Source organism: Streptomyces sp. DH41 (genome assembly GCF_029813785.1).
Lineage (GTDB): Bacteria > Actinomycetota > Actinomycetes > Streptomycetales > Streptomycetaceae > Streptomyces.
Map to the genome: position 1 here is coordinate 23,876 of NZ_JARVKY010000024.1, position 18,774 is coordinate 42,649.

The following is an 18,774-nucleotide window of genomic DNA, read 5'->3' on the forward strand; positions in this document are numbered from 1 at the left end:
GGCTCGGTCGGCCCAGGTCGCTGACCAGGGCGGGGGCAGGCCGGGGGGGCGCACAGCGTCGCTGACCAGGGCGGGGACGGTCGGCCCTGGGCACGCCGCGCGGTCGGCCCAGGACGGGCACCCGGTCGGCCGGAGGCGCGCGGCGTCGCAGACCGGGGCGGGGACGGTCGGCCCTGGGCACGCCGCGCGGTCGGCCCAGGACGGGCACCCGGTCGGCCGGAGGCGCGCGGCGTCGCTGACCAGGGCGGGGACGGGACGGCTCAGGGCGCTCGGCGCGCCCGGCCTGCTGCACACAATGCGGTCGGCCGGGGTGGGTGGTGGGGGCCGGTCGGCTCGGGATGGACAGTGCGCTCGGCCACGGGCAGCGCCGTCGGCCCGGGCACGCCGCACAACGGGCGCTTCGAAGCCGCCGTACAGCCCCCCGGAGGCACCGCACGGGACGCTTCGGCACTCCCAGGTGCGCCCGGGCCTGCTGCCGCCGTCCGGGCGCACCCGCACGACAAAGCGGCCCGGCTCACGATCGTGAGCCGGGCCGCCTGATGATCCGGTGGGCGATACTGGGTTCGAACCAGTGACCTCTTCGGTGTGAACGAAGCGCTCTCCCACTGAGCTAATCGCCCGGACGCAGGAAGAACATTACCCCATGTCAGGGGGTGCCCGTGACGCTGCCCGCGATCAGCGGGGGCCTGGTCGGCGGCCCCCGCCGCGGATCACTGGTCCTCGATCTTCCAGGGCATCTGAAGGCCGAACTTCCACAGGTAGACCCCTGCCAGCGCGGCCACGATCACCAGACCGATCGAGGTCAGGATGATGTTCCGACGCCGCACTTTGGGATCGAGGGCGCGCTGTGCCGCCTCGGTGACCTTGCGCTTGGTCCAGCGCAGGACGATCTGGGCCCAGACGAACTCGGTCGCCCAGATCGCCATGCCCCCGAAGATCACGACCCAGCCCGGACCGGGCAGCACCAGCATGGCGGCGCCGGCGACGACGACCGCCAGGCCGACGATGAAGACGCCGACCTGCCAGCTCAGGTGGAGGGCGCGGCGCGCCTTGATGAAATCCGGTGCTCGCGACCCGAGCGCGCGCTCGGCCGCGGCCTCGTCCGTCCCCGTACGGTCTTCCGCCACGGCTGCCTCGCCGGGCTTGTTACTCCCCGTGTTCATACAGCCAAACACTACCGGAGCGAAACCTGTCACCGGAATGGGCGCATGACCCGAACGATCTCTCGGCCGGAAGAGTTACGTAAACACACGCAAAACACTCAGAGGGGTTTACAACGGCACCGTAGGTGGCATGTCGATTTCGCCGACGTGCGAATCCCCGAGCGCACACTGAGCGAAAGGCCCTGGCGCTTATGAACACCACGGTCAGCTGCGAGCTGCACCTGCGCCTCGTTGTGTCGAGCGAGTCCTCCCTGCCTGTCCCCGCAGGCCTGCGGTACGACACGGCCGACCCCTACGCCGTGCACGCCACCTTCCACACCGGAGCCGAGGAGACCGTCGAGTGGGTGTTCGCCCGCGACCTCCTCGCCGAAGGCCTCCACCGCCCCACCGGTACCGGCGACGTCCGCGTCTGGCCGTCCCGCAGCCACGGCCAGGGCGTCGTGTGCATCGCCCTGAGCTCTCCGGAGGGCGAGGCACTGCTCGAGGCCCCGGCGAGGGCTCTGGAGTCCTTCCTGAAGCGCACAGACGCCGCCGTGCCGCCCGGCACGGAACACCGGCATTTCGATCTCGATCAGGAGCTCTCGCACATCCTGGCGGAAAGCTAGGGCGAGGCCCCGTGAAGCCGCCCGTCGCCGTCGACTCGGGGTGACGGCACGGGCCCGGACAACCGCATACGGCACACACCGGCGTCGTCGCCGCGGACCTCCGCGGAGGCGGCGCCGGTGCGCGCGGCGGCAGGCCCGGCCCGGCGCGACGCCTCCCCGCCCGGCCGACCCCGGCCGACCCCAGCGGGCCCGGGCCGACCCCTGGCTCCTCCTGGCTCCTCCTGGCTCCTCCTGGCTCCTCCTGGCTCCTCCTGGCTCCTCCTGGCTCCTCCTGGCGGGGAACGAAGGCCGGTCACTCGCCGTTGTACGGGCACCCGACGGTGGGACCGGGATCTGGGCCGGTTCGCCCGCCGCGGAAGCCACTACCATCGGCCAGCATCGGCGGGCGCCCGCCCGACCCCAGGCCAGGGAGCGAAATGTGCTGATCACCCACGACACCCGGTGCGCCCTCGACACCGTGGTGGATCTGGTGAACACCATGCCGGAGGACGAATCGGCGCCGGACGGACTGCCGGACGTCGCGACCCTCCAGGAATTCGTGGGAACGCACGAAATCAGCGACGTCGGCGTGCTCTCGGAACTCGACCTCTCGGCGGTGCGCAAGATCCGCGGCCGGTTCGCGGCTGTCTTCGCGGCCCCCGAGGCGCGGATCGCGGCGGGGTTGATCAACGACCTGGTCGCCGCTGCCGGAACCACCCCGCGGCTCACCGACCACGACGGCTACGACTGGCACATCCACTACTTCGCACCCGGCGCCTCCGTCGCCGACCACCTGGCCGCCGACTGTGGGATGGCGCTGGCGTTCTTCGTGGTCGCCGGGGAGCAGGAGCGGCTGCGGCGGTGCGAGGCTCCCGACTGCCGCCGCGCCTTCGTCGACCTCTCCCGGAACCGCTCTCGGCGGTACTGCGACAGCCGCACCTGCGGAAACCGCTTGCACGTGGCCGCGTACCGCGCGCGACGCAAGGAGGCGGCGGGCTGACGCAGCCGCTGCGGACCGGTACTGCCGTCATCGATGCCTCGGTGGCGACGCGGTCCCCGGCGGGTGGCGCCGGGGAACGCGGGTACGGCTCACAGCAACAGCAGGTCGTGCAACGAAGCCATGAGCAGCAGACACCCGATCACCGCAAGGAAGATCATGAGCGGTGGCTGGGAAAGGGCGAAGAGGCAGCCGCGCGGTTCGCTCTGCGTTGGCGCGGTTTCGCTCTGTCTCGTATCCAGCTGGGTATCCAGCTGAGTGGTGTCCGGCATCTCGCCGCGATCATGACGCAGTACGCGGGACCCGGGCGATCAACACGCCCGTAAAGACCGGGTGTTCGTTGAATGTCGCAATGTCCGGTCGGATCGTGATCATTCCGGAGCGGGCGCTGACGGCCTGGGACCGCTGGTGCGTTCCGGTCCGGAGGTCGTGCCGGTCCGGGGAGGCGACGGTCAGCCGGCGGTCATATCCCGTGCTTCTTCAAGATGGCCTCGATGTCGCTGAAGTCTTCATCGCCCCGGGAGGTGGTCGCAGGCTTGGCAGCGGGCCGGGCTGCCGGGCGGGCACCAGGGCCGAGGGAAGGTTCCGAGGCCGACGGAGCCACCGCGTCGCGCTGCGCGGCGGCACGGGCCTCCTTGCGTTCCTTACGGGTGCCGCCGCGGCGGCGCTCCACGGTGCGCGTGGTCATGAAGAGGAGCCACGACACCCCCAGCACCGCGAAGCCCGCCCAGGCCACCGGGCTGAAGGCCGTGTCGGCCAGCCACTCGACGACCCCGGTCATCACCAGGCCGACCGGGACGAGTGAGTAGGCGGCGATGCGGGCCGCGGTGAGGAAACGCCTGCGGTACGCGGCGACCGCCGCGATGCCCAGGCCCGCCGCGGACACCGCGGAGCAGACGGTCTCGGCAATCATCCGGTCCTCCAGGCTGGGCTCGGTCGGGCATGAGTACTTCTGTCCCTTCCATCCTGCACCGTCCGAGCACCGTGAGGCCATGCCCCGACCCCGAGATCAGGGAGATCTCGGGGTCGGCTCCTCCCCAGGTGCCGGTGACCTGGCGTACGACGGTGGTCGGGGCGCCGTCCCGTGGGCTGGGAGAATGGGGACCATGAGCGACTCCTCCCCCGCCCGTCCCGCCGCGCCCGTCCTCGACGTCTGGTGCGAGCTCCAGTGCCCGGACTGCCACACCGCCCTGGACGACCTCCGCGCCCTGCGCGCCCGCTACGGCGACCGTCTGGAACTGCGGCTGCGGCATTTCCCCCTGGAGAAGCACAAGCACTCCTTCGCCGCGGCCCAGGCCGCCGAGGAGGCGATGGCCCAGGGGATGGGCTGGCCGTACGCCGAGGCCGTCCTGGACCGGGTCGCGGAGCTTGACCGTAAGGGAGAACCCCTGTTGGTCGAGGTGGCCCGCGAGCTGGGACTGGACGCGGAGGAGTTCGACACGGCGCTGATCGACGGCCGGCACATCCTGATCGTCGACGCCGACCAGGCCGAGGGCAAGGCGATCGGCGTGACCGGCACCCCCACGTACGTGATCGGCGGCGAGCGCCTCGACGGCGGCAAGAGCCAGGAAGGGCTGCGGACGCGCGTCGAGGAGATCGCGGACCGGCTGCTGGCCGAGCAGGAGGGCTGCACGCGAGGCTGAGCCGGTGGCCGGCCGGGGCCCGGCCGGCCATCGCCGTCACAGCAGGGGGGAACTGTTCGTGGGGTAGCGTGCGTGAGGTCGGTTTAGCTCGATCGTGTGATGGTGTGCTCGCGCGCTTGCGCTGTCGTCGGCCGACTGGGCTAGCGTAATCAGCACGATCTGGGACGCCGGGTACGGCGCCAGTGTGCGGGGCTCCCGCTCCACCGGAGTGATGGTTCGGGGCCTCCCCGCCGCCTCTGGCCGTACTCACTTGGCCAGGTCGTCAGGGAACTGGCCTCCCGGGGACCGGACCACGGACAGGATCCGTGTCGCCGCACTGGGGTCGAGTACGCCGGGGACCAGTGCACCCAAGACCGTTCGGGGTGTGCGGCTGAGCGGACTCACTTCTGCTCAGTCACAAGGAACGGTTTGTAGAAGCTGTACCGCGTGGTCCCGTAGCCGAGCGACTCGTAGAGCCGCTCGGCCGGGGTGTTCCCCGCGAAGACGTTGAGGCCGATCAGCGGCCGGCCGGCGGCGATCGCCTGAGCCTCGGCCAGCAGCATCAGCGTTCGGCCGTGCCCCCGGCCCCGGTGGGCCGCGTCGGCCTCGACATCGAAGACGTAGGCCTGCTCCTGCCACAGTGCCAGCCACAGGACGCCGACCCGCGTCCCCTCGTGCTCCAGCACACTGAACATCATGTTCTCGGTGTCCAGGCCCTGCGGCAGGAGCGTCTCGTGGTCGCTGCGCGCCTTCGCGTACGCCTCGGCCTCGGGCACGCCCCTCTCGATCCAGGTACGGGCGTACTGCTCCGACCCGTAGGCGTGCCAGGCGTCGAACTCGTCCGGTCTCATGGGTCGTGCGTGGCTGTCCGCGGGCAGGGCGGGCGGGGTGTCGCCGAGCGGCTTGGTCATGCCGCGGGTGCGCAGGACGTAGCCCAGCGCCTGGGCCAGCCGCAGGCCCGCCTCGGTGCCCGGTTCGACGCTCGCCTCGATCTGCCGGCAGCCCCAGCCCCGCGCGACCTCCTCGGCCGCGAGCGCGGCCACCGTGCCCCGGCCTCGCCGGCGGTCCGGTTCGTCGATGCGCAGCTCGCGGATCACGGCCACCGAGTCGCCGAAGGCGTGCGAGGTGCCGAGGTGTATCGCGCCGACGGGACGGCTGTTCACGCACACCTGGTAGCGGCGTGAACGCGTCCCGTCGGCGGCGCGCTGAAGCGGCTCGGTCGGCCGCAGGGTCGTGGTCATCACGGGTGTTCTACCCGCCGGAGAGGCGAAGGGCAGCCGAATATCGGCAGCCTTGCGTCCACGGTCACGGATCGAGGTCGTCCCCGGCCCGCTCGTCGAAGATCCGCATGGCCTTGGCGGTCACCGGTCCCGGTGCGCCCGGCAGTTCACGGTCGTCGACGCGGTGCACGGCCTGGACGTCCCGCAGGGTGGAGGTCAGGAAGACCTCGTCGGCGCGGTCCAGGACGTCCAGCGGGAGATCGGTCTCGCGGGCGCCGGTCCACTCGACGGCCAGGGCACGGGTGATGCCGGCGAGGCAGCCGGAGGCGACCGGCGGGGTGTGGATCTCGCCGTCGAGGACGACGAAGACGTTCGATCCGGTGCCCTCGCACAGTTGCCCCACCGTGTTACCGAACAGCGCCTCCGTGGCGCCCTGTTCGCGGGCCCGGGCGAGGGCGACGACGTTCTCGGCGTAGGAGGTGGTCTTCAGGCCGGTGAGCGCGCCGCGTTCGTTGCGGGTCCAGGGCACTGTGATGACGGCCGTGGAGTCGGGGCGGCGGCCGGTCTCGCCGAGGGCGACGACGAGGGTCGGGCCGTGCTCACCGCGGTCGGAGCCGAGCGGGCCGTGGCCGCCGGTGTAGGTGACGCGCAGCCGGCCCAGCGGCATGGGGTTGGCTTCGAGGACGGCGACGCAGGCGCGGCGCACCTCGTCGAGGTCGGGATCGGGCAGCCCCAGGCCGCGGGCCGACCGGGTCAGCCGGTCGAGGTGCCGGGTCAGCGCGAACGGCCTGCCGTCCACCGCCTTCACCGTCTCGAAGATGCCGTCGCCCACGGTCAGTCCGTGGTCGAGGACGGAGACGCGGGCGGACTCGAGGTCCTGCAGCCCGCCGTCGAGCCAGATCTTCACGTCAGTAGCGCCTCTCCGCTTCCGTTCGCCTCGTACGCACCCGACGCTACCGCGAGCAGCCGGGACGCCTTGAGTTCGGTCTCCCGCCACTCCCCCTCGGGGTCGGAGCCCCAGGTGATGCCGGCGCCGGTGCCGAAGCGCAGCAGGCCCGCGGCGCGGTCGAGCCAGAAGGTACGGATGCCGACGGCCAGCTCGCCGGTCCCCCGGTCGGCGTCGACCCAGCCGATGCCCCCGCAGTACGGGCCCCGGGGCGCGGTCTCCAGCGCGTCGATGATCCGCAGGGCGCTCGACTTGGGCGCTCCCGTGACGGATCCGGGCGGAAACGCCGCGTCGAGCAGCTCCGGCCAGCCGGCGTCCGCGCGCAGTACGCCGCGTACGGTCGACACGAGGTGCACGAGACCCGGGTGCTTCTCGACGGCGCACAGGTCGGGCACGGTCACGGTCCCCGTGGCGCAGATCCGCCCGATGTCGTTGCGGACCAGGTCCACGATCATCACGTTCTCGGCGTAGTCCTTCTCCAGCAGGTCGGCCTCGGTCCGCCCGGTGCCCTTGATCGGCCCCGACTCGACGACCCGGCCGGCCCGGCGCAGGAACAGCTCGGGCGACGCCGTGGCGATCTCGACGCCGTGCCCGGGCAGCCGGATCGTTCCGGCGTACGGTGCCGGGTTGCCGCGGGCCAGCAGGGCGGTGAGGGCGTCCACGTCGGCGTCGGGGGCGACGGGCGCGGAGAGCACCCGGCAGAGGTTGGCCTGGTAGACCTCGCCGGCGGCTATGTGCCGGCGGACGCGCCGTACTGCCGCCGTGTACGCGGCGCGGTCGAGGGAGGAGGTCCAGTCGCCGACGGCCGGCCCCCGCCAGCCGCCGGGTATCGGCGCCGGTACCTGTGCCGTCCGCACCTCCGCGAAGCGTGCGCAGGTCAGACGGCCTTCGAAGTCCGCGCAGACGGCCCAGAAGCCGCTGGAGTCCAGGGCGGCGGGATCGCTCGTGACGTCGAGGAGGCCGGTGGCGAGGCGGTCGCCGAAGCGGGCGAGAGGGGGGAGGTCGAGCACGTTGTCGAGTCTAGGCCGGTGCCCCTGAGGTGACCCGAACGTGTCCTTCCGGGTGCCCTGACCAGGACCACGCGTGGCCGCACCGCAGCACGCTGCACAAACGCGTTTTTGTGCTGGCCCCGGAATCCGCTAGAGTTCATGACGTCGCCGGGACGCGGAAGCGGACCGAACCGACAGGCGGACGTAGCTCAGTTGGTAGAGCGCAACCTTGCCAAGGTTGAGGTCGCGAGTTCGAACCTCGTCGTCCGCTCGCAGGAAAAGGGTGCCTTCGGGCCCCCACACCTGGTGGAGTGGCCGAGAGGCGAGGCAACGGCCTGCAAAGCCGTCTACACGGGTTCAAATCCCGTCTCCACCTCCAAGGACGATTAGCTCAGCGGGAGAGCGCTTCCCTGACACGGAAGAGGTCACTGGTTCAATCCCAGTATCGTCCACTGGTCCGCAAGGACCTGATCCGCGAGGATCCCCGCGCGATTAGCTCAGCGGGAGAGCGCTTCCCTGACACGGAAGAGGTCACTGGTTCAATCCCAGTATCGCGCACGCAGTACTCGTAGCACTCCCAGGACGATTAGCTCAGCGGGAGAGCGCTTCCCTGACACGGAAGAGGTCACTGGTTCAATCCCAGTATCGTCCACATTGACCGAAGCCCCCGGCCGTCTCGTACGGCCGGGGGCTTCGTCGTGTCCTGCTCAGGTTGTCCCCTGCTCAGGCAGTGTCCGCGCTCAGCTGCTCAGCTGCTCAGCTGCTCAGCTGGAGAAGAGCATGCGGCCGAAGCCCTTCTGACGGTGGTGACCGTGGTGGCCATGGCCGGCGTGCGGGGCTCCCCAGGCGGGAGCCGGTGCTGCCGGGTAGGCCTGCGGGGCGGCGGGCGGGGGCGGCGGAGCGGGCTGGGACCACTGGGCCTCCAGTCGGGTCAGCGACTCCAGCTCGCCGTAGTCGAGAAAGATGCCGCGGCAGCCGCCGCACTGCTCGATCTGAACGCCGTTGCGGTTGTAGGTGTGCATCGGTGCGTGGCACTTGGGGCACTGCATGCTCGGCTCAACTCCTCGCCGGTCGGTCCTGCTTCGCGTATCGCCAGGACAGACTCTGTCCGGCTGCGGGTCGGTTGCACCCTACTTCGCGAAACTTCTGCTCAACCGCGTGGGGCGGAAGGGCGGACGGAGGCCATCCGCGTGCAGGCGTCGACCAGCGACCGGTCCACCTCGTCCAGGGGCCGGTCCTCCGCGACCGCCTTGGCGACGGCCCGGGCGGCGGTCTGCGCGGTGAGGGCGCGGGCCGGGACGTCCAGGGCGGGCCAGGGGTCGTCGTGCGAGGGGACGGCGGGGCCGCCGGCCGCGCGGTAGGCGGTGAGGAAGCGGTGCCACTCGTCGGCGGCGAGCAGTCCGCAGGCGTACCAGGCCGCCGGGCGGGCCAGGTCCCAGGCCGGGACGCCGGTGCCGAGGTCGTCGACGTCTATCAGCACCCAGGGCCCGTCGGGCGCTGGGTGGCGTATGAGCTGGCCGAGATGGAGGTCACCGTGGCAGAGGGTGGCCGTGTCCGGCATGGCCTCCTCGCCGCGCGCCCACGCGGGGAGGGCCGCCCAGGCATCCAGCACGGGGGCGGTGGCGGGGTGGTGCGCGGCGGTGGCCCGGAGGCGGGCGACGGCCCCGGCCGCCTTCGCGGGGCCGCGCATGGGGGGTACGGCGACGGGGGCCGGCGCCCGGTGGAGGCGGGCGAGAAGGGCGGCCGCGGCCTCCCAGGGCGCCGCGTCCGGGTCCTCCGGGTCCACGGGGGCGCCGTACGGCCAGTACGTGACGGGCCGCCCGTGCAGTGTGACGGGCGTCGGGCGGAGCGGAGGCAGGAGGATGCCGGGGAGCCGCGCGGCGACGGCGACACGGAGGGCCAGCTCGGCGGGGTCGGCGTCCGCCGCGTGGGCCTTGGCGACGGTGCCGGCGTGCCGGACGACGGTGGCGTCGGCGCGGTCGGCGAGGGTGACGTCGCAGACGGTGGTCTCGGCAGGGGTGGTCGCGCCGCAGGGGCAGGCCGGGGTCCGGGTGTGGGCCGTCGCCCTGACGCGGGCGGTCAGGGCTGGGAGGAGGGCGTCCGTGGTCACGGAGTGAGGGTACGCAGGCGCTCGTCCCGCACCGCCCCGGCGGCCCGGTGGTACGCAAGCGCTCGTCCCGCCCCGCCCCGTCGGCTCCGGTGGCAAGAGCAATGCCGGCGCAGCTCCCCAGCTGCGCCGGCATTTTGCCGTCCGCCGCACCCCCGTCCCCACGGGGTTTCATGGATGGATGTCCCCGCCCGGACCGCTCTTCCGGGCCTGGGGTCGCCGCTCAGCGCCCCAGCATCACACCCACGGACGACGCCTGTGTGGCCACTGTCTCCCACCCGTCGAAGACGAGGAGGAGCAGGGCCGCCAGGGGCAGGGCCATGAGCGTCGCCACCAAGGGATGGCGACGTCCCTGACGGCGGCTTTCCCGTGTGCGGACCAGCGTCCGCGGTACCGTCTGGGCCATGGTCCCTCTCCTGACCGATTCCGTTGTCTTTGGCAGCGGCGGGCGTTTGACCTCGGGGGACGAGTGCTGCACCCGCCGCTTGACCTCAAATCTATGCGTCCGGCGATCGCCCGACGTCATGCCCTCGTACCGAATGCCGGGCCTCCCGGAGGATGAGCCATGACCTGCGGTGTACTCCCCTGGGTGGAGACCGGGTCCCGGGTCTCGGGGTCTTCCCTGAGGGGGCGCCCGCCGTGCCCCGGTATCTCCGCGCTGTCCGGTGACATCGCTCACGTCCGACGGGTCCCCGCGCACCCCTGTCCCCGCCCGGCGCGGCACACCGTCCACCACCTCGCCATGCGGGCGGGGCGACCGCGCGGCGGCTCCCACCGTCTCCCCCCGAGCGTCCTCCCCCGGTCCAATGCCCGGCCCTCGGCGGGTGGTTGAGATCGCCGGAGAATCGAGACCGGCCCACCCTCGCGACCTCTGACCGCCCCTCAACTCTCCCCTCCCGCACTGACAATCCGTCGCTCCCGGAGGGCGCGGCCTCTGCGCGCGGGCGGCCGTGGAAACGTAAGCTGTGGCTCGTCACAGGGACCGGGCAGCGGGGATGAACATGGCGATGATGCGCCTGAGGCGCGAGGACCCGCGCGTCGTCGGCTCGTTCAGGCTTCACAGGCGGCTCGGCGCGGGTGGAATGGGCGTGGTCTACCTGGGCTCCGACAAGAAGGGGCAACGGGTCGCGCTGAAGGTCATCCGGCCGGATCTGGCCGAGGACCAGGAGTTCCGCTCGCGGTTCGCCCGCGAGGTCTCCGCGGCCCGGCGCATCCGGGGCGGCTGCACCGCGCGGCTGGTCGCCGCGGATCTGGAGGCGGACCGGCCCTGGTTCGCCACGCAGTACGTGCCCGGCCCGTCCTTGCACGACAAGGTCGCCGACGGGGGCCCGCTCGGCGCGGCGGACATCGCCGCCGTGGGCGCCGCCCTGTCCGAGGGGCTCGTCGCGGTGCACGAGGCCGGGGTGGTGCACCGGGATCTGAAGCCGTCCAACATCCTGCTGTCCCCGAAGGGGCCGCGGATCATCGACTTCGGCATCGCCTGGGCGACGGGCGCCTCGACGCTCACGCACGTCGGCACCGCGGTCGGCTCCCCCGGGTTCCTCGCGCCGGAGCAGGTGCGCGGGGCGGCGGTCACACCGGCGACGGACGTGTTCTCGCTCGGCGCCACACTGGCGTACGCGTCGATGGGAGACTCACCCTTCGGCCACGGCAGTTCCGAGGTGATGCTCTACCGCGTGGTGCACGAGGAGGCCCAGTTGCACGGTGTACCCGACGCCGTCGCCCCGCTGGTGCGGGCGTGCCTGGCCAAGGATCCCGAGGAACGGCCCAGCACGCTGCAACTGTCGCTGCGGCTGAAAGAGATCGCCACCCGGGAGGCCCAGGGCCTGGCCGACGTACGGCCGCCCGCGCCGCGCGGCGGAGAGGCGGACATTCCCACGGGACGGCTCGCCGACACCTACCCGGAGCGTACGCAGCGACGTCCGCAGGGCCGGCCGGGCGCTCAGGGCACGCCCGCGCCGCGGAGCACGTCGGGGGCCCGGGGCCCCGCACCCTCGCGCGGCGGTGATCCGTCACGCGGTGCCGAACCCTCGCGTGGTGGCACGCCATCTCGTGGTGGCACACCGTCGCGCGGCGGCACGCCCTCGCGCGGTGGTACACCGTCACGCAACGGATCCGCCGCCCGGGGCAAGAGCGCCTCGCGTGGCGGCGGAACGGGGGCACGGTCCGGATCACGGCCCACACCCGCCTCCCGCGACAACACCGGCCGGAACACCTCCCGCAACGACGGCGGCGGCCGACCCGCCCCACGCAGCGGAGCCGGTCGAACGGCGCCGAGGACCACGGGGACCCGCTGGCGGCGGCCCGCCAACCCGCGGCTGCTGCGGCAGCGCCTGTTCGTGTTCGTGGTCGTGACGCTGCTGGTCGCGCTGGGAATCGCCGCGGCGCAGGGCTGCCAGGGGCCGTCGCAGGGGCTCGGCGACGATCGGACCGGCGTCCGGACACAGCAGGAACAGACGGACGTACGGAGCGACGCTCCCGGACGGCAGGCACTCGGGCTGTCGGTACCCAGGCTGTAGGTACCCAGACTGTAGGCACCTCGGTATAAGCGCCCAAGCTGAAGGCGCCCGGACCGAAGGCGTCCGGACTGAAGGCAGCCGTAGGCCGAGTGGACGGCCGGCCCGCAGCCCGCCGGGGCCGGGCAGGCCGGCGGGGACTACGCCGAGGGTCGGCCCGTTGCCACCGCGTAGAAGGCGACCGCTGCCGCCGCGCCCACGTTCAGGGAATCGACGCCGTGGGACATCGGGATGCGGACCCACTCGTCGGACGCCGCCAGGGCCCGCCGGGACAGGCCGTCGCCCTCGGCGCCCAGCAAGAGGGCCACCCGGTCCATCCGGTGCGGGGCGACCTCGTCGAGGGCCTTGGCCCGCTCGTCGGGGGTGAGGGCGAGGAGCGTGAAGCCCGCCTCGCGGACCGTCTCCAGGCCGGCCGGCCACCTGTCGAGACGGGCGTACGGCACGGAGAAGACCGCGCCCATCGACACCTTCACACTGCGCCGGTACAGGGGGTCCGCACAGTCCGGCGAGAGCAGGACCGCGTCCATGCCGAGGGCGGCGGCGGAGCGGAAGATGGCGCCGATGTTGGTGTGGTCGTTGACCGACTCCATGACGACGACGCGACGGGCGGTGCGCAGCAGGTCGGCCGCCGTCGGCAGTGGCTCGCGCCGCATGGAGGCGAGCGCGCCGCGGTGCACGTGGTAGCCGGTGACGCGTTCGGCGAGCGCCGGGGCGACGACGTAGACCGGGGCGGGGGCCTCGTCGATGATGTCGCGCATGGTGTCGACCCACTTGGCCGAGAGCAGCATCGACCGCATCGCGTAGCCGGCCTCGCCGGCCCGCCGGATGACCTTCTCGCCCTCGGCGATGAACAGGCCCTCGGCGGGTTCGCGTCGACGGCGCAGTTCGACGTCGGTCAGGCCGGTGTAGTCGTGCAGGCGCGGGTCGTCGGGGTTGTCGATCGTGATGAGTTCGCCCATGTCAGACCGTCCCGTGCGGGCCGACACCGACGACCTCGCCGACGACGATGACGGCGGGCGGCCTGACCTCCTGCGCGACGACCGTCTCGGCCACCGTGGCGAGGGTCGCGTCGACCCGGCGCTGGGCTGCCGTCGTGCCCTCCTGGACGAGGGCGACCGGCGTCTTCGGGGACTTGCCGTGCGCGACGAGGGTCTCGGCGATCCGGCCGATCTTGTCGACGCCCATCAGGATGACGAGCGTGCCGGTGAGCTTGGCGAGAGACGGCCAGTCGACGAGGGAGCGCTCGTCGTCGGGGGCGACATGCCCGCTGACCACGGTGAACTCGTGGGCGACGCCTCGGTGGGTGACCGGGATACCGGCCGCGCCGGGAACCGAGATCGAGCTGGAGATGCCGGGGACGACGGTGCACGGGATGCCCGCGTCGGCCAGCGCCTGCGCCTCCTCCATGCCCCGGCCGAAGACGAACGGGTCGCCGCCCTTCAGCCGTACGACCGCCTTGCCCTGCTTGGCGTGCTCGATCAGCGCGTTGTTGATGGCCTCCTGGGCCATGAAACGGCCGTACGGGATCTTCGCCGCGTCGATGACCTCGACGTGCGGAGGCAGCTCGGCGAGCAGGTCGCGCGGGCCGAGCCGGTCGGCGATGACGACGTCGGCCTCGGCGAGCAGGCGGCGGCCGCGGACGGTGATCAGGTCCGGGTCGCCGGGGCCGCCGCCCACCAGGGCGACTCCGGCGGTGCGGGTGCGGTGGTGGGGGGCGACGAGGGTGCCGTCCCGCAGGCCCTCGACGACCGCGTCACGGATGGCGGCGGTGTGGCGGGGGTCGCGGCCACGCGCGTTCGTGGTGAGCACCGCGACGGTGACGCCCTCGCTGTGGCCGGTCGCCGGGGTCCATGCCGTGGCCCGGTCGGCGTCGTCGGAGCGGACGCACCACACGCGGTGCCGCTCGGCCTCGGTGGAGGCGGCGGCGTTGGCCTCGGTGTCGCTGGTCGCGATCAGGGCGTACCAGGCGTCCGCGAGGTCGCCCTCCGCGTACACGCGCCGCTCCCAGGCGATCTCGCCCGCGTCCGCCATGGCTTCCACCGACGGAGTCGCCTCCGGGGAGACGAGGCGGATGTCCGCGCCCGCCGCGATGAGGGCGGGCAGGCGGCGCTGGGCGACCTGGCCTCCGCCGAGGACGACCACGCGACGGCCGGTGAGGCGGAGGCCTACGGGGTAGGCGGGGTGTTCGGCCATGAGGGAGGCTCCTCGTCCTGGCGGTGCGCGTGCGGTGGGCGCTGCGACTCTGGAGCGGCCCTGACGTGCGGATTCTATGAGACGTGCGGATGCGCGGGTATCCGTGAGACTCGCCGACGCGCGGTGGTCCACGGGCCCCCGCGGACCCGGGTCCCTGGTGACGCGGGTCCGGCGTACGGCGGGGGTGGGGCGGCGGCGACGGTTCTCCGCCGTGCCGTCCCTCCCCCGCCGCGGGGCTACTTCTCGGTGACACCCGCCGAGTCGAACGTCGCCACCTCGTGCATCGCCCGCGCGGTGCTCTGCACCATCGGCAGGGCGAGCAGTGCGCCGGTGCCCTCGCCGAGGCGGAGGTCGAGGTCGACCAGGGGGCGCAGGCCCAGTTTGTTGAGCGCGGCGACGTGTCCGGGCTCGGCGCTGCGGTGGCCGGCGATGCAGGCCGCGAGGACCTCGGGTGCGATGGCGCGGGCCACCAGGGCGGCGGCGCCGGCGCTGACGCCGTCCAGGATCACCGGCGTGCGCAGGGAGGCACCGCCGAGCAGCAGGCCGACCATGGCCGCGTGCTCGAAGCCGCCGACCGCGGCGAGGACGCCGACCGGATCGGCCGGGTCGGGCTGGTGGACCTCGAGCGCCCGGCGCACGACCTCGGTCTTGCGGACCAGGGTCTCGTCGTTGATGCCGGTGCCCCGGCCGGTGACCTCGGCGGGGTCCGCGCCGGTGAAGACGGAGATGAGCGCGGCGGACGCGGTGGTGTTCGCGATACCCATCTCGCCGGTGAGCAGCGCCTTGTTGCCGGCCGCCACCAGGTCGCGGGCGGTCTCGATGCCGACCTCGATGGCCTGCTTGGCCTCCTCGCGGGTCATCGCGGGGCCGGCGGTCATGTCGGACGTGCCCGCGCGGACCTTGCGGGGCAGCAGACCGGGCGTGGCGGGCAGGTCGGTGGCGACTCCGACGTCCACGACGCACACCTCGGCGCCGACCTGGGTGGCGAAGGCGTTGCAGACCGCTCCCCCGCCCAGGAAGTTGGCCACCATCTGGGCGGTGACCTCCTGCGGCCAGGGGGTGACGCCCTGGGCGTGCACCCCGTGGTCGCCGGCGAAGACCGCGACGGCCGCGGGCTCCGGGATCGGCGGCGGGCACTGGCGGGACAGGCCGGACAACTGGGCGGAGATGATCTCCAGCATGCCGAGCGCGCCGGCCGGCTTGGTCATGCGCTTCTGCCGCTCCCAGGCTTCGCCGAGTGCCTTGGCGTCGAGCGGGCGGATCTGTGCGACGGTCTCGGCAAGCAGGTCGTGGGGTTCCTCTCCGGGCAGGGCGCGGCGGCCGTACGTCTCTTCGTGCACGACCCACGACAGCGGGCGGCGCTTGGACCAGCCGGCCTGCATCAGCTCGGGCTCGTCCGGGAACTCGTCGACGTAGCCGACGCACAGGTAGGCGACGACGTCCAGGTGTTCGGGCAGGCCCAGGGCGCGGACCATCTCGCGCTCGTCGAAGAAGCTGACCCAGCCGACGCCGAGGCCTTCGGCGCGGGCGGCGAGCCAGAGGTTCTCGACGGCGAGCGCGGAGGAGTACGGCGCCATCTGGGGCTGGGTGTGCCGGCCCAGGGTGTGCCGGCCGCCGCGGGTCTGGTCGGCGGTGACGACGATGTTGACCGGGGTGTCGAGGATGGCCTCGATCTTCAGTTCCTTGAACTGCTTGGCCCGGCCCTTGGGAAGGGACTTCGCGTACGCGTCGCGCTGACGCGTCGCCAGTTCGTGCATCGCGCGGCGGGTGTCGGCGGAGCGGATGACGACGAAGTCCCAGGGCTGCGAGTGGCCGACGGAGGGCGCCGTGTGGGCGGCCTCCAGGACCCGGAGCAGCACCTCGTGCGGGATGGGGTCGCTGCGGAAGCCGTTGCGGATGTCACGGCGTTCCCGCATGACCTTCAGGACGGCCTCGCGTTCGGCGTCGTCGTAGGCGGGTGCCGCCGGGCCGGTGGACCGGCGTACTTCGGCCACCGCGGCCGTGCTCACGTCGTGCGGGTCTGCCTGGACTTCGCCGGCTGCCCGCAGCGCATCGCCGGCCCGCTCCGCCTCGGCGGCCTGCGCCGCGGGGGCTTCCTGGTCGGCGGCGTGGGTGTCGAGGTCGTCGGCGTTCTGGACGAGTTCGGGGTCGGCCTCGCGCGGGGCGGGGATCGGGACGACGGGGTCCGGCCCCTGCGCTGCCGCCTGGGGCACCCGGGGTACCTGGGATACCTGAGACTCCAGGGGGGGGACGAGAGCCTCGGGCGGTGTCGGGGCGAGGTGCGGCGCGGTGGGCACCTGGCCGCCGTCGACCGGCACGAACTGGCCCGCGGACTGGTCGGGGTGCGTCCCTACCGCTTGGTCCGGGTGCTGGCCTTCGGCCTGGTCGAGGTCTTGGCCCACGGACTGGTCGGGGTTCTCGCCCACGGACTGGCCGGGGTTCTGGCCCACGGACTGGCCGGGGTTCTGGCCCACGGACTGGTCGGGGTTCTGGCCCACGGACTGGTCGGGGTGAGCCGCTTCCGGGTCGGTGGCGCCCGTGGGGGCCGCGTCGGATTCCGAAAGCTCGGGCGCGCTGAAGGGCATGTCCGCTACGTGCGGTACACCGGCGTCCACGAGGGACTGGGGGCCCTGAGCGGGCTGCGGGTCGTCCGGGACGGGGGGCTGGTGTTCGGCGGCGGTCCGGTCGTCCGGCTGGTGCGCGGTGGCGGGCTGGAAGGCCGACTGGTCCTGAGCCGTGGGCCGACCGTCCGGTTGCGGTGCGGCGACACCCTGCGTGGCGGACGGCTGCGGTGCGGGCTGCATGTCCGGCTGCGGGTGCGTATCCGCATCCGCTGACTGGACGGCGGGCTCGGACTTCAGGGACGGCTCGGGCTGTACGGCCGGCTCGGGCCGTACGGCCGGCTCGGGCCGTACGGCCGGCTCGGGCCGTACGGCCGGCTCGGGCCGTACGGCCGGCTCGGGCCGTACGGCCGGCTCGGGCCGTACGGCCGGCTCGGGCCGTACGGCCGGCTCGGGCTGTACGGCCGCTTCCCGTACCGGTGCGGGCTGCTCCGTGGCGGCCGGTGCCTCCGAGGACGGTGCGGACGCAGCGGGCTCTGGGGTGACCGCGTCGGGGGCCTGGACAACCGCGGGTACGTCGGGCTCCTGGACGTCCAAGGCCACGGAGGCCTCGGCGAGCGTGGGTTCCTGCGGCTCGAGAGCCTCGGCCGGCTCGACCGCCTGGACGGGCTCGGGCGCGGGTGCCTCGGTCGTCTCGGCGACCTGGGGCTCCTCCGGCACGGGCTGTTCGGCGATCTCGCGGGACTGCTGGAGCGGCTGCACGGGCTCGGGCGCGGGCTCCGGTGTGACCACCTCGGGAGCCGGTACGGCTTCTTCGGCGGGGGCGGGGGCGGGGGTGGGGGTGGGAGCCGGGCCGGGCTCGGCCACCTGCTCGGCTTCCGCCTCCGGAGCGGGCAGCGCGGTGGCATGCTCCGCCTCCGGCACCGGCACCGCCTCCGGCGCGGGCGCCTCACCCGGGCCGGTCTCGGCCAGGTCCACGGCCACGGGCTCCTGCCCCTGGTCACCGACGACCGGCGTCTCCGGGCCGTGCGTCACCTCGTCGCCCGGCACGGTGTCAGAACCGTCGGGCTCACCGGCCACGGCCACGGTCTCGGTCTCGGTCTCGGTCCGAGCCTCGGCAAGGGCAGGGACGCCCCCGGCCTGCGTCTCGGTCTCCCCGGTCGCCCCGCCCGTCGCCGTCACGGCCTCCGTCGCCACGCGGGTCACGAGCGCCTGGGCCGCGCCCACCGGCTCGGGCACCTGTACGGGTTCCGGCACCGGCGCCTGCGCCTGTTCCGGTACCGGAGCAACCGTTTCCGCATACACGGCCCCGGAGTTCTCCGGAGCCTCCGGCGCCTGCGGAGCAGCCTGCGCGCCCCAGGGCGCCGCCCCCCGCGGCGGCATCGCGGCGGCCTGCGGGACGTCGAGGTACTCGGGACCGGCGGTCGGCCCACCCGCGTGCCGGGCAGGCACGTCGGCCGGGCCGCGGTCGGCGAGGGAGCGGACCGGGCTCGCGGAGGTGTCGGGAATCGGCGGACCCAGGTGCAGCGGTCTGCGCGGCGGTACCGGGGCGGAGGCGGGCTCCGACGCCGGCTCCGGCAGGCGGACGCCACCGAGGTCGACCGAGCCGCTGTCGCGGCCTGACATCTCGTGCGCGCCCGGCTGGTGCACGGTCTCGACGACCGGCTCCGGCGCGGGCGGCGCGACCTCATTGCCCCAGGCACTCTGGGCTCCCGGCAGCAACAACAGGTCCTCGTCCTCGGCGGTGGTCTCGGAGAGGTAGGTGTACGCGCCGGGTGCGGGGACGCCCGGCTGCTCCACCATGCCTGCGTTCTCCGGCAGCCCCTCGCCCGGGATCTGGCCGGTGTCGGTCATGCGTAACCCCTCGCCCATCGGT

Annotated in this window: 16 protein-coding genes and 6 tRNA genes; 9 read left to right on the forward strand and 13 right to left on the reverse strand. The window is 73.3% G+C overall.

The features are described 5' to 3' along the window. Positions 1 to 548 precede the first annotated feature (548 nt). Positions 549 to 620 (reverse strand) — tRNA-Val (locus tag QC283_RS30985). A 90-nt stretch (positions 621 to 710) separates the two neighbouring features. After that, positions 711 to 1,163: a TIGR02611 family protein gene (locus QC283_RS30990; protein ID WP_279565054.1), complete on the reverse strand. Its 453-nt coding sequence runs from the start codon at positions 1,161 to 1,163 to the stop codon at positions 711 to 713. Between the two features lie 191 nt (positions 1,164 to 1,354). On the opposite strand from QC283_RS30990, the gene QC283_RS30995 reads away from it, so the two are divergent. Then, on the forward strand, positions 1,355 to 1,768 hold the full coding sequence (locus tag QC283_RS30995; protein WP_004002642.1) for an SsgA family sporulation/cell division regulator: 414 nt from the start codon (positions 1,355 to 1,357) through the stop codon (positions 1,766 to 1,768). Positions 1,769 to 2,186: 418 nt separating this feature from the next. Then, positions 2,187 to 2,747 (forward strand): CGNR zinc finger domain-containing protein, encoded by a 561-nt coding sequence (locus QC283_RS31000; RefSeq protein ID WP_279565055.1) that lies wholly within the window; start codon positions 2,187 to 2,189, stop codon positions 2,745 to 2,747. Between the two features lie 89 nt (positions 2,748 to 2,836). Here the strand turns inward: QC283_RS31000 and QC283_RS31005 are convergent, their stop codons facing one another. After that, on the reverse strand, positions 2,837 to 3,016 hold the full coding sequence (locus tag QC283_RS31005; RefSeq protein WP_279565056.1) for a hypothetical protein: 180 nt from the start codon (positions 3,014 to 3,016) through the stop codon (positions 2,837 to 2,839). Between the two features lie 191 nt (positions 3,017 to 3,207). Beyond that, complete coding sequence (locus QC283_RS31010) at positions 3,208 to 3,657, reverse strand: hypothetical protein (RefSeq protein WP_279565057.1); 450 nt, start codon at positions 3,655 to 3,657, stop codon at positions 3,208 to 3,210. Positions 3,658 to 3,850: 193 nt separating this feature from the next. On the opposite strand from QC283_RS31010, the gene QC283_RS31015 reads away from it, so the two are divergent. Further along, a complete protein-coding gene (locus QC283_RS31015; RefSeq protein ID WP_279565058.1) occupies positions 3,851 to 4,387 on the forward strand; it encodes a DsbA family protein in 537 nt (178 codons plus the stop codon). Between the two features lie 380 nt (positions 4,388 to 4,767). Here the strand turns inward: QC283_RS31015 and QC283_RS31020 are convergent, their stop codons facing one another. The 3 genes from QC283_RS31020 to QC283_RS31030 all read right to left on the reverse strand — a co-directional run bounded on the left by QC283_RS31020 (position 4,768) and on the right by QC283_RS31030 (position 7,542). Next, a complete protein-coding gene (locus QC283_RS31020; RefSeq protein WP_279565059.1) occupies positions 4,768 to 5,607 on the reverse strand; it encodes a GNAT family N-acetyltransferase in 840 nt (279 codons plus the stop codon). Positions 5,608 to 5,671: 64 nt separating this feature from the next. After that, positions 5,672 to 6,493 (reverse strand): aminotransferase class IV, encoded by an 822-nt coding sequence (locus QC283_RS31025; protein ID WP_279565060.1) that lies wholly within the window; start codon positions 6,491 to 6,493, stop codon positions 5,672 to 5,674. Beyond that, the gene (locus tag QC283_RS31030) at positions 6,490 to 7,542 is read right to left on the reverse strand and encodes a chorismate-binding protein (protein WP_279565061.1); all 1,053 of its coding nucleotides are present in this window, start codon (positions 7,540 to 7,542) and stop codon (positions 6,490 to 6,492) included. Before QC283_RS31030 ends, QC283_RS31025 begins: the two co-directional genes overlap by 4 nt. Before the next feature lie 177 nt (positions 7,543 to 7,719). On the opposite strand from QC283_RS31030, the gene QC283_RS31035 reads away from it, so the two are divergent. From QC283_RS31035 to QC283_RS31055, 5 genes are all read left to right on the forward strand, one after another. Continuing rightward, positions 7,720 to 7,792: transfer RNA gene (locus QC283_RS31035), tRNA-Gly, on the forward strand. A gap of 34 nt (positions 7,793 to 7,826) precedes the next feature. Then, a tRNA-Cys gene (locus tag QC283_RS31040) sits at positions 7,827 to 7,900 on the forward strand. A gap of 1 nt (position 7,901) precedes the next feature. Beyond that, a tRNA-Val gene (locus tag QC283_RS31045) sits at positions 7,902 to 7,973 on the forward strand. Between the two features lie 34 nt (positions 7,974 to 8,007). After that, positions 8,008 to 8,079: transfer RNA gene (locus QC283_RS31050), tRNA-Val, on the forward strand. 22 nt (positions 8,080 to 8,101) lie between these two features. After that, positions 8,102 to 8,173 (forward strand) — tRNA-Val (locus tag QC283_RS31055). Between the two features lie 112 nt (positions 8,174 to 8,285). Here the strand turns inward: QC283_RS31055 and QC283_RS31060 are convergent. The 3 genes from QC283_RS31060 to QC283_RS31070 all read right to left on the reverse strand — a co-directional run bounded on the left by QC283_RS31060 (position 8,286) and on the right by QC283_RS31070 (position 10,034). Further along, positions 8,286 to 8,570, reverse strand: coding sequence for a TFIIB-type zinc ribbon-containing protein (locus QC283_RS31060; protein WP_279565062.1), 285 nt, complete (start codon positions 8,568 to 8,570; stop codon positions 8,286 to 8,288). Positions 8,571 to 8,671: 101 nt separating this feature from the next. Then, positions 8,672 to 9,631, reverse strand: coding sequence for a phosphotransferase (locus QC283_RS31065; RefSeq protein ID WP_279565063.1), 960 nt, complete (start codon positions 9,629 to 9,631; stop codon positions 8,672 to 8,674). A 220-nt stretch (positions 9,632 to 9,851) separates the two neighbouring features. Continuing rightward, positions 9,852 to 10,034 carry a hypothetical protein gene (locus tag QC283_RS31070; RefSeq protein ID WP_279565064.1) on the reverse strand — a complete coding sequence of 61 codons (183 nt, stop codon included), beginning with the start codon at positions 10,032 to 10,034 and terminating at the stop codon, positions 9,852 to 9,854. Positions 10,035 to 10,623: 589 nt separating this feature from the next. On the opposite strand from QC283_RS31070, the gene QC283_RS31075 reads away from it, so the two are divergent. After that, entirely contained in the window at positions 10,624 to 12,147 is a 1,524-nt protein-coding gene (locus tag QC283_RS31075; RefSeq protein WP_279565152.1) for a serine/threonine-protein kinase, read from the forward strand. Between the two features lie 137 nt (positions 12,148 to 12,284). Here the strand turns inward: QC283_RS31075 and QC283_RS31080 are convergent, their stop codons facing one another. The 3 genes from QC283_RS31080 to cobT all read right to left on the reverse strand — a co-directional run bounded on the left by QC283_RS31080 (position 12,285) and on the right by cobT (position 18,752). Then, positions 12,285 to 13,103 (reverse strand): TrmH family RNA methyltransferase, encoded by an 819-nt coding sequence (locus tag QC283_RS31080; RefSeq protein ID WP_279565065.1) that lies wholly within the window; start codon positions 13,101 to 13,103, stop codon positions 12,285 to 12,287. A 1-nt stretch (position 13,104) separates the two neighbouring features. Then, positions 13,105 to 14,337, reverse strand: coding sequence for a uroporphyrinogen-III C-methyltransferase (gene cobA, locus QC283_RS31085; protein WP_279565066.1), 1,233 nt, complete (start codon positions 14,335 to 14,337; stop codon positions 13,105 to 13,107). Between the two features lie 236 nt (positions 14,338 to 14,573). After that, the gene (cobT, locus tag QC283_RS31090) at positions 14,574 to 18,752 is read right to left on the reverse strand and encodes a nicotinate-nucleotide--dimethylbenzimidazole phosphoribosyltransferase (RefSeq protein WP_279565067.1); all 4,179 of its coding nucleotides are present in this window, start codon (positions 18,750 to 18,752) and stop codon (positions 14,574 to 14,576) included. Between the last annotated feature and the right edge of the window lie 22 nt (positions 18,753 to 18,774).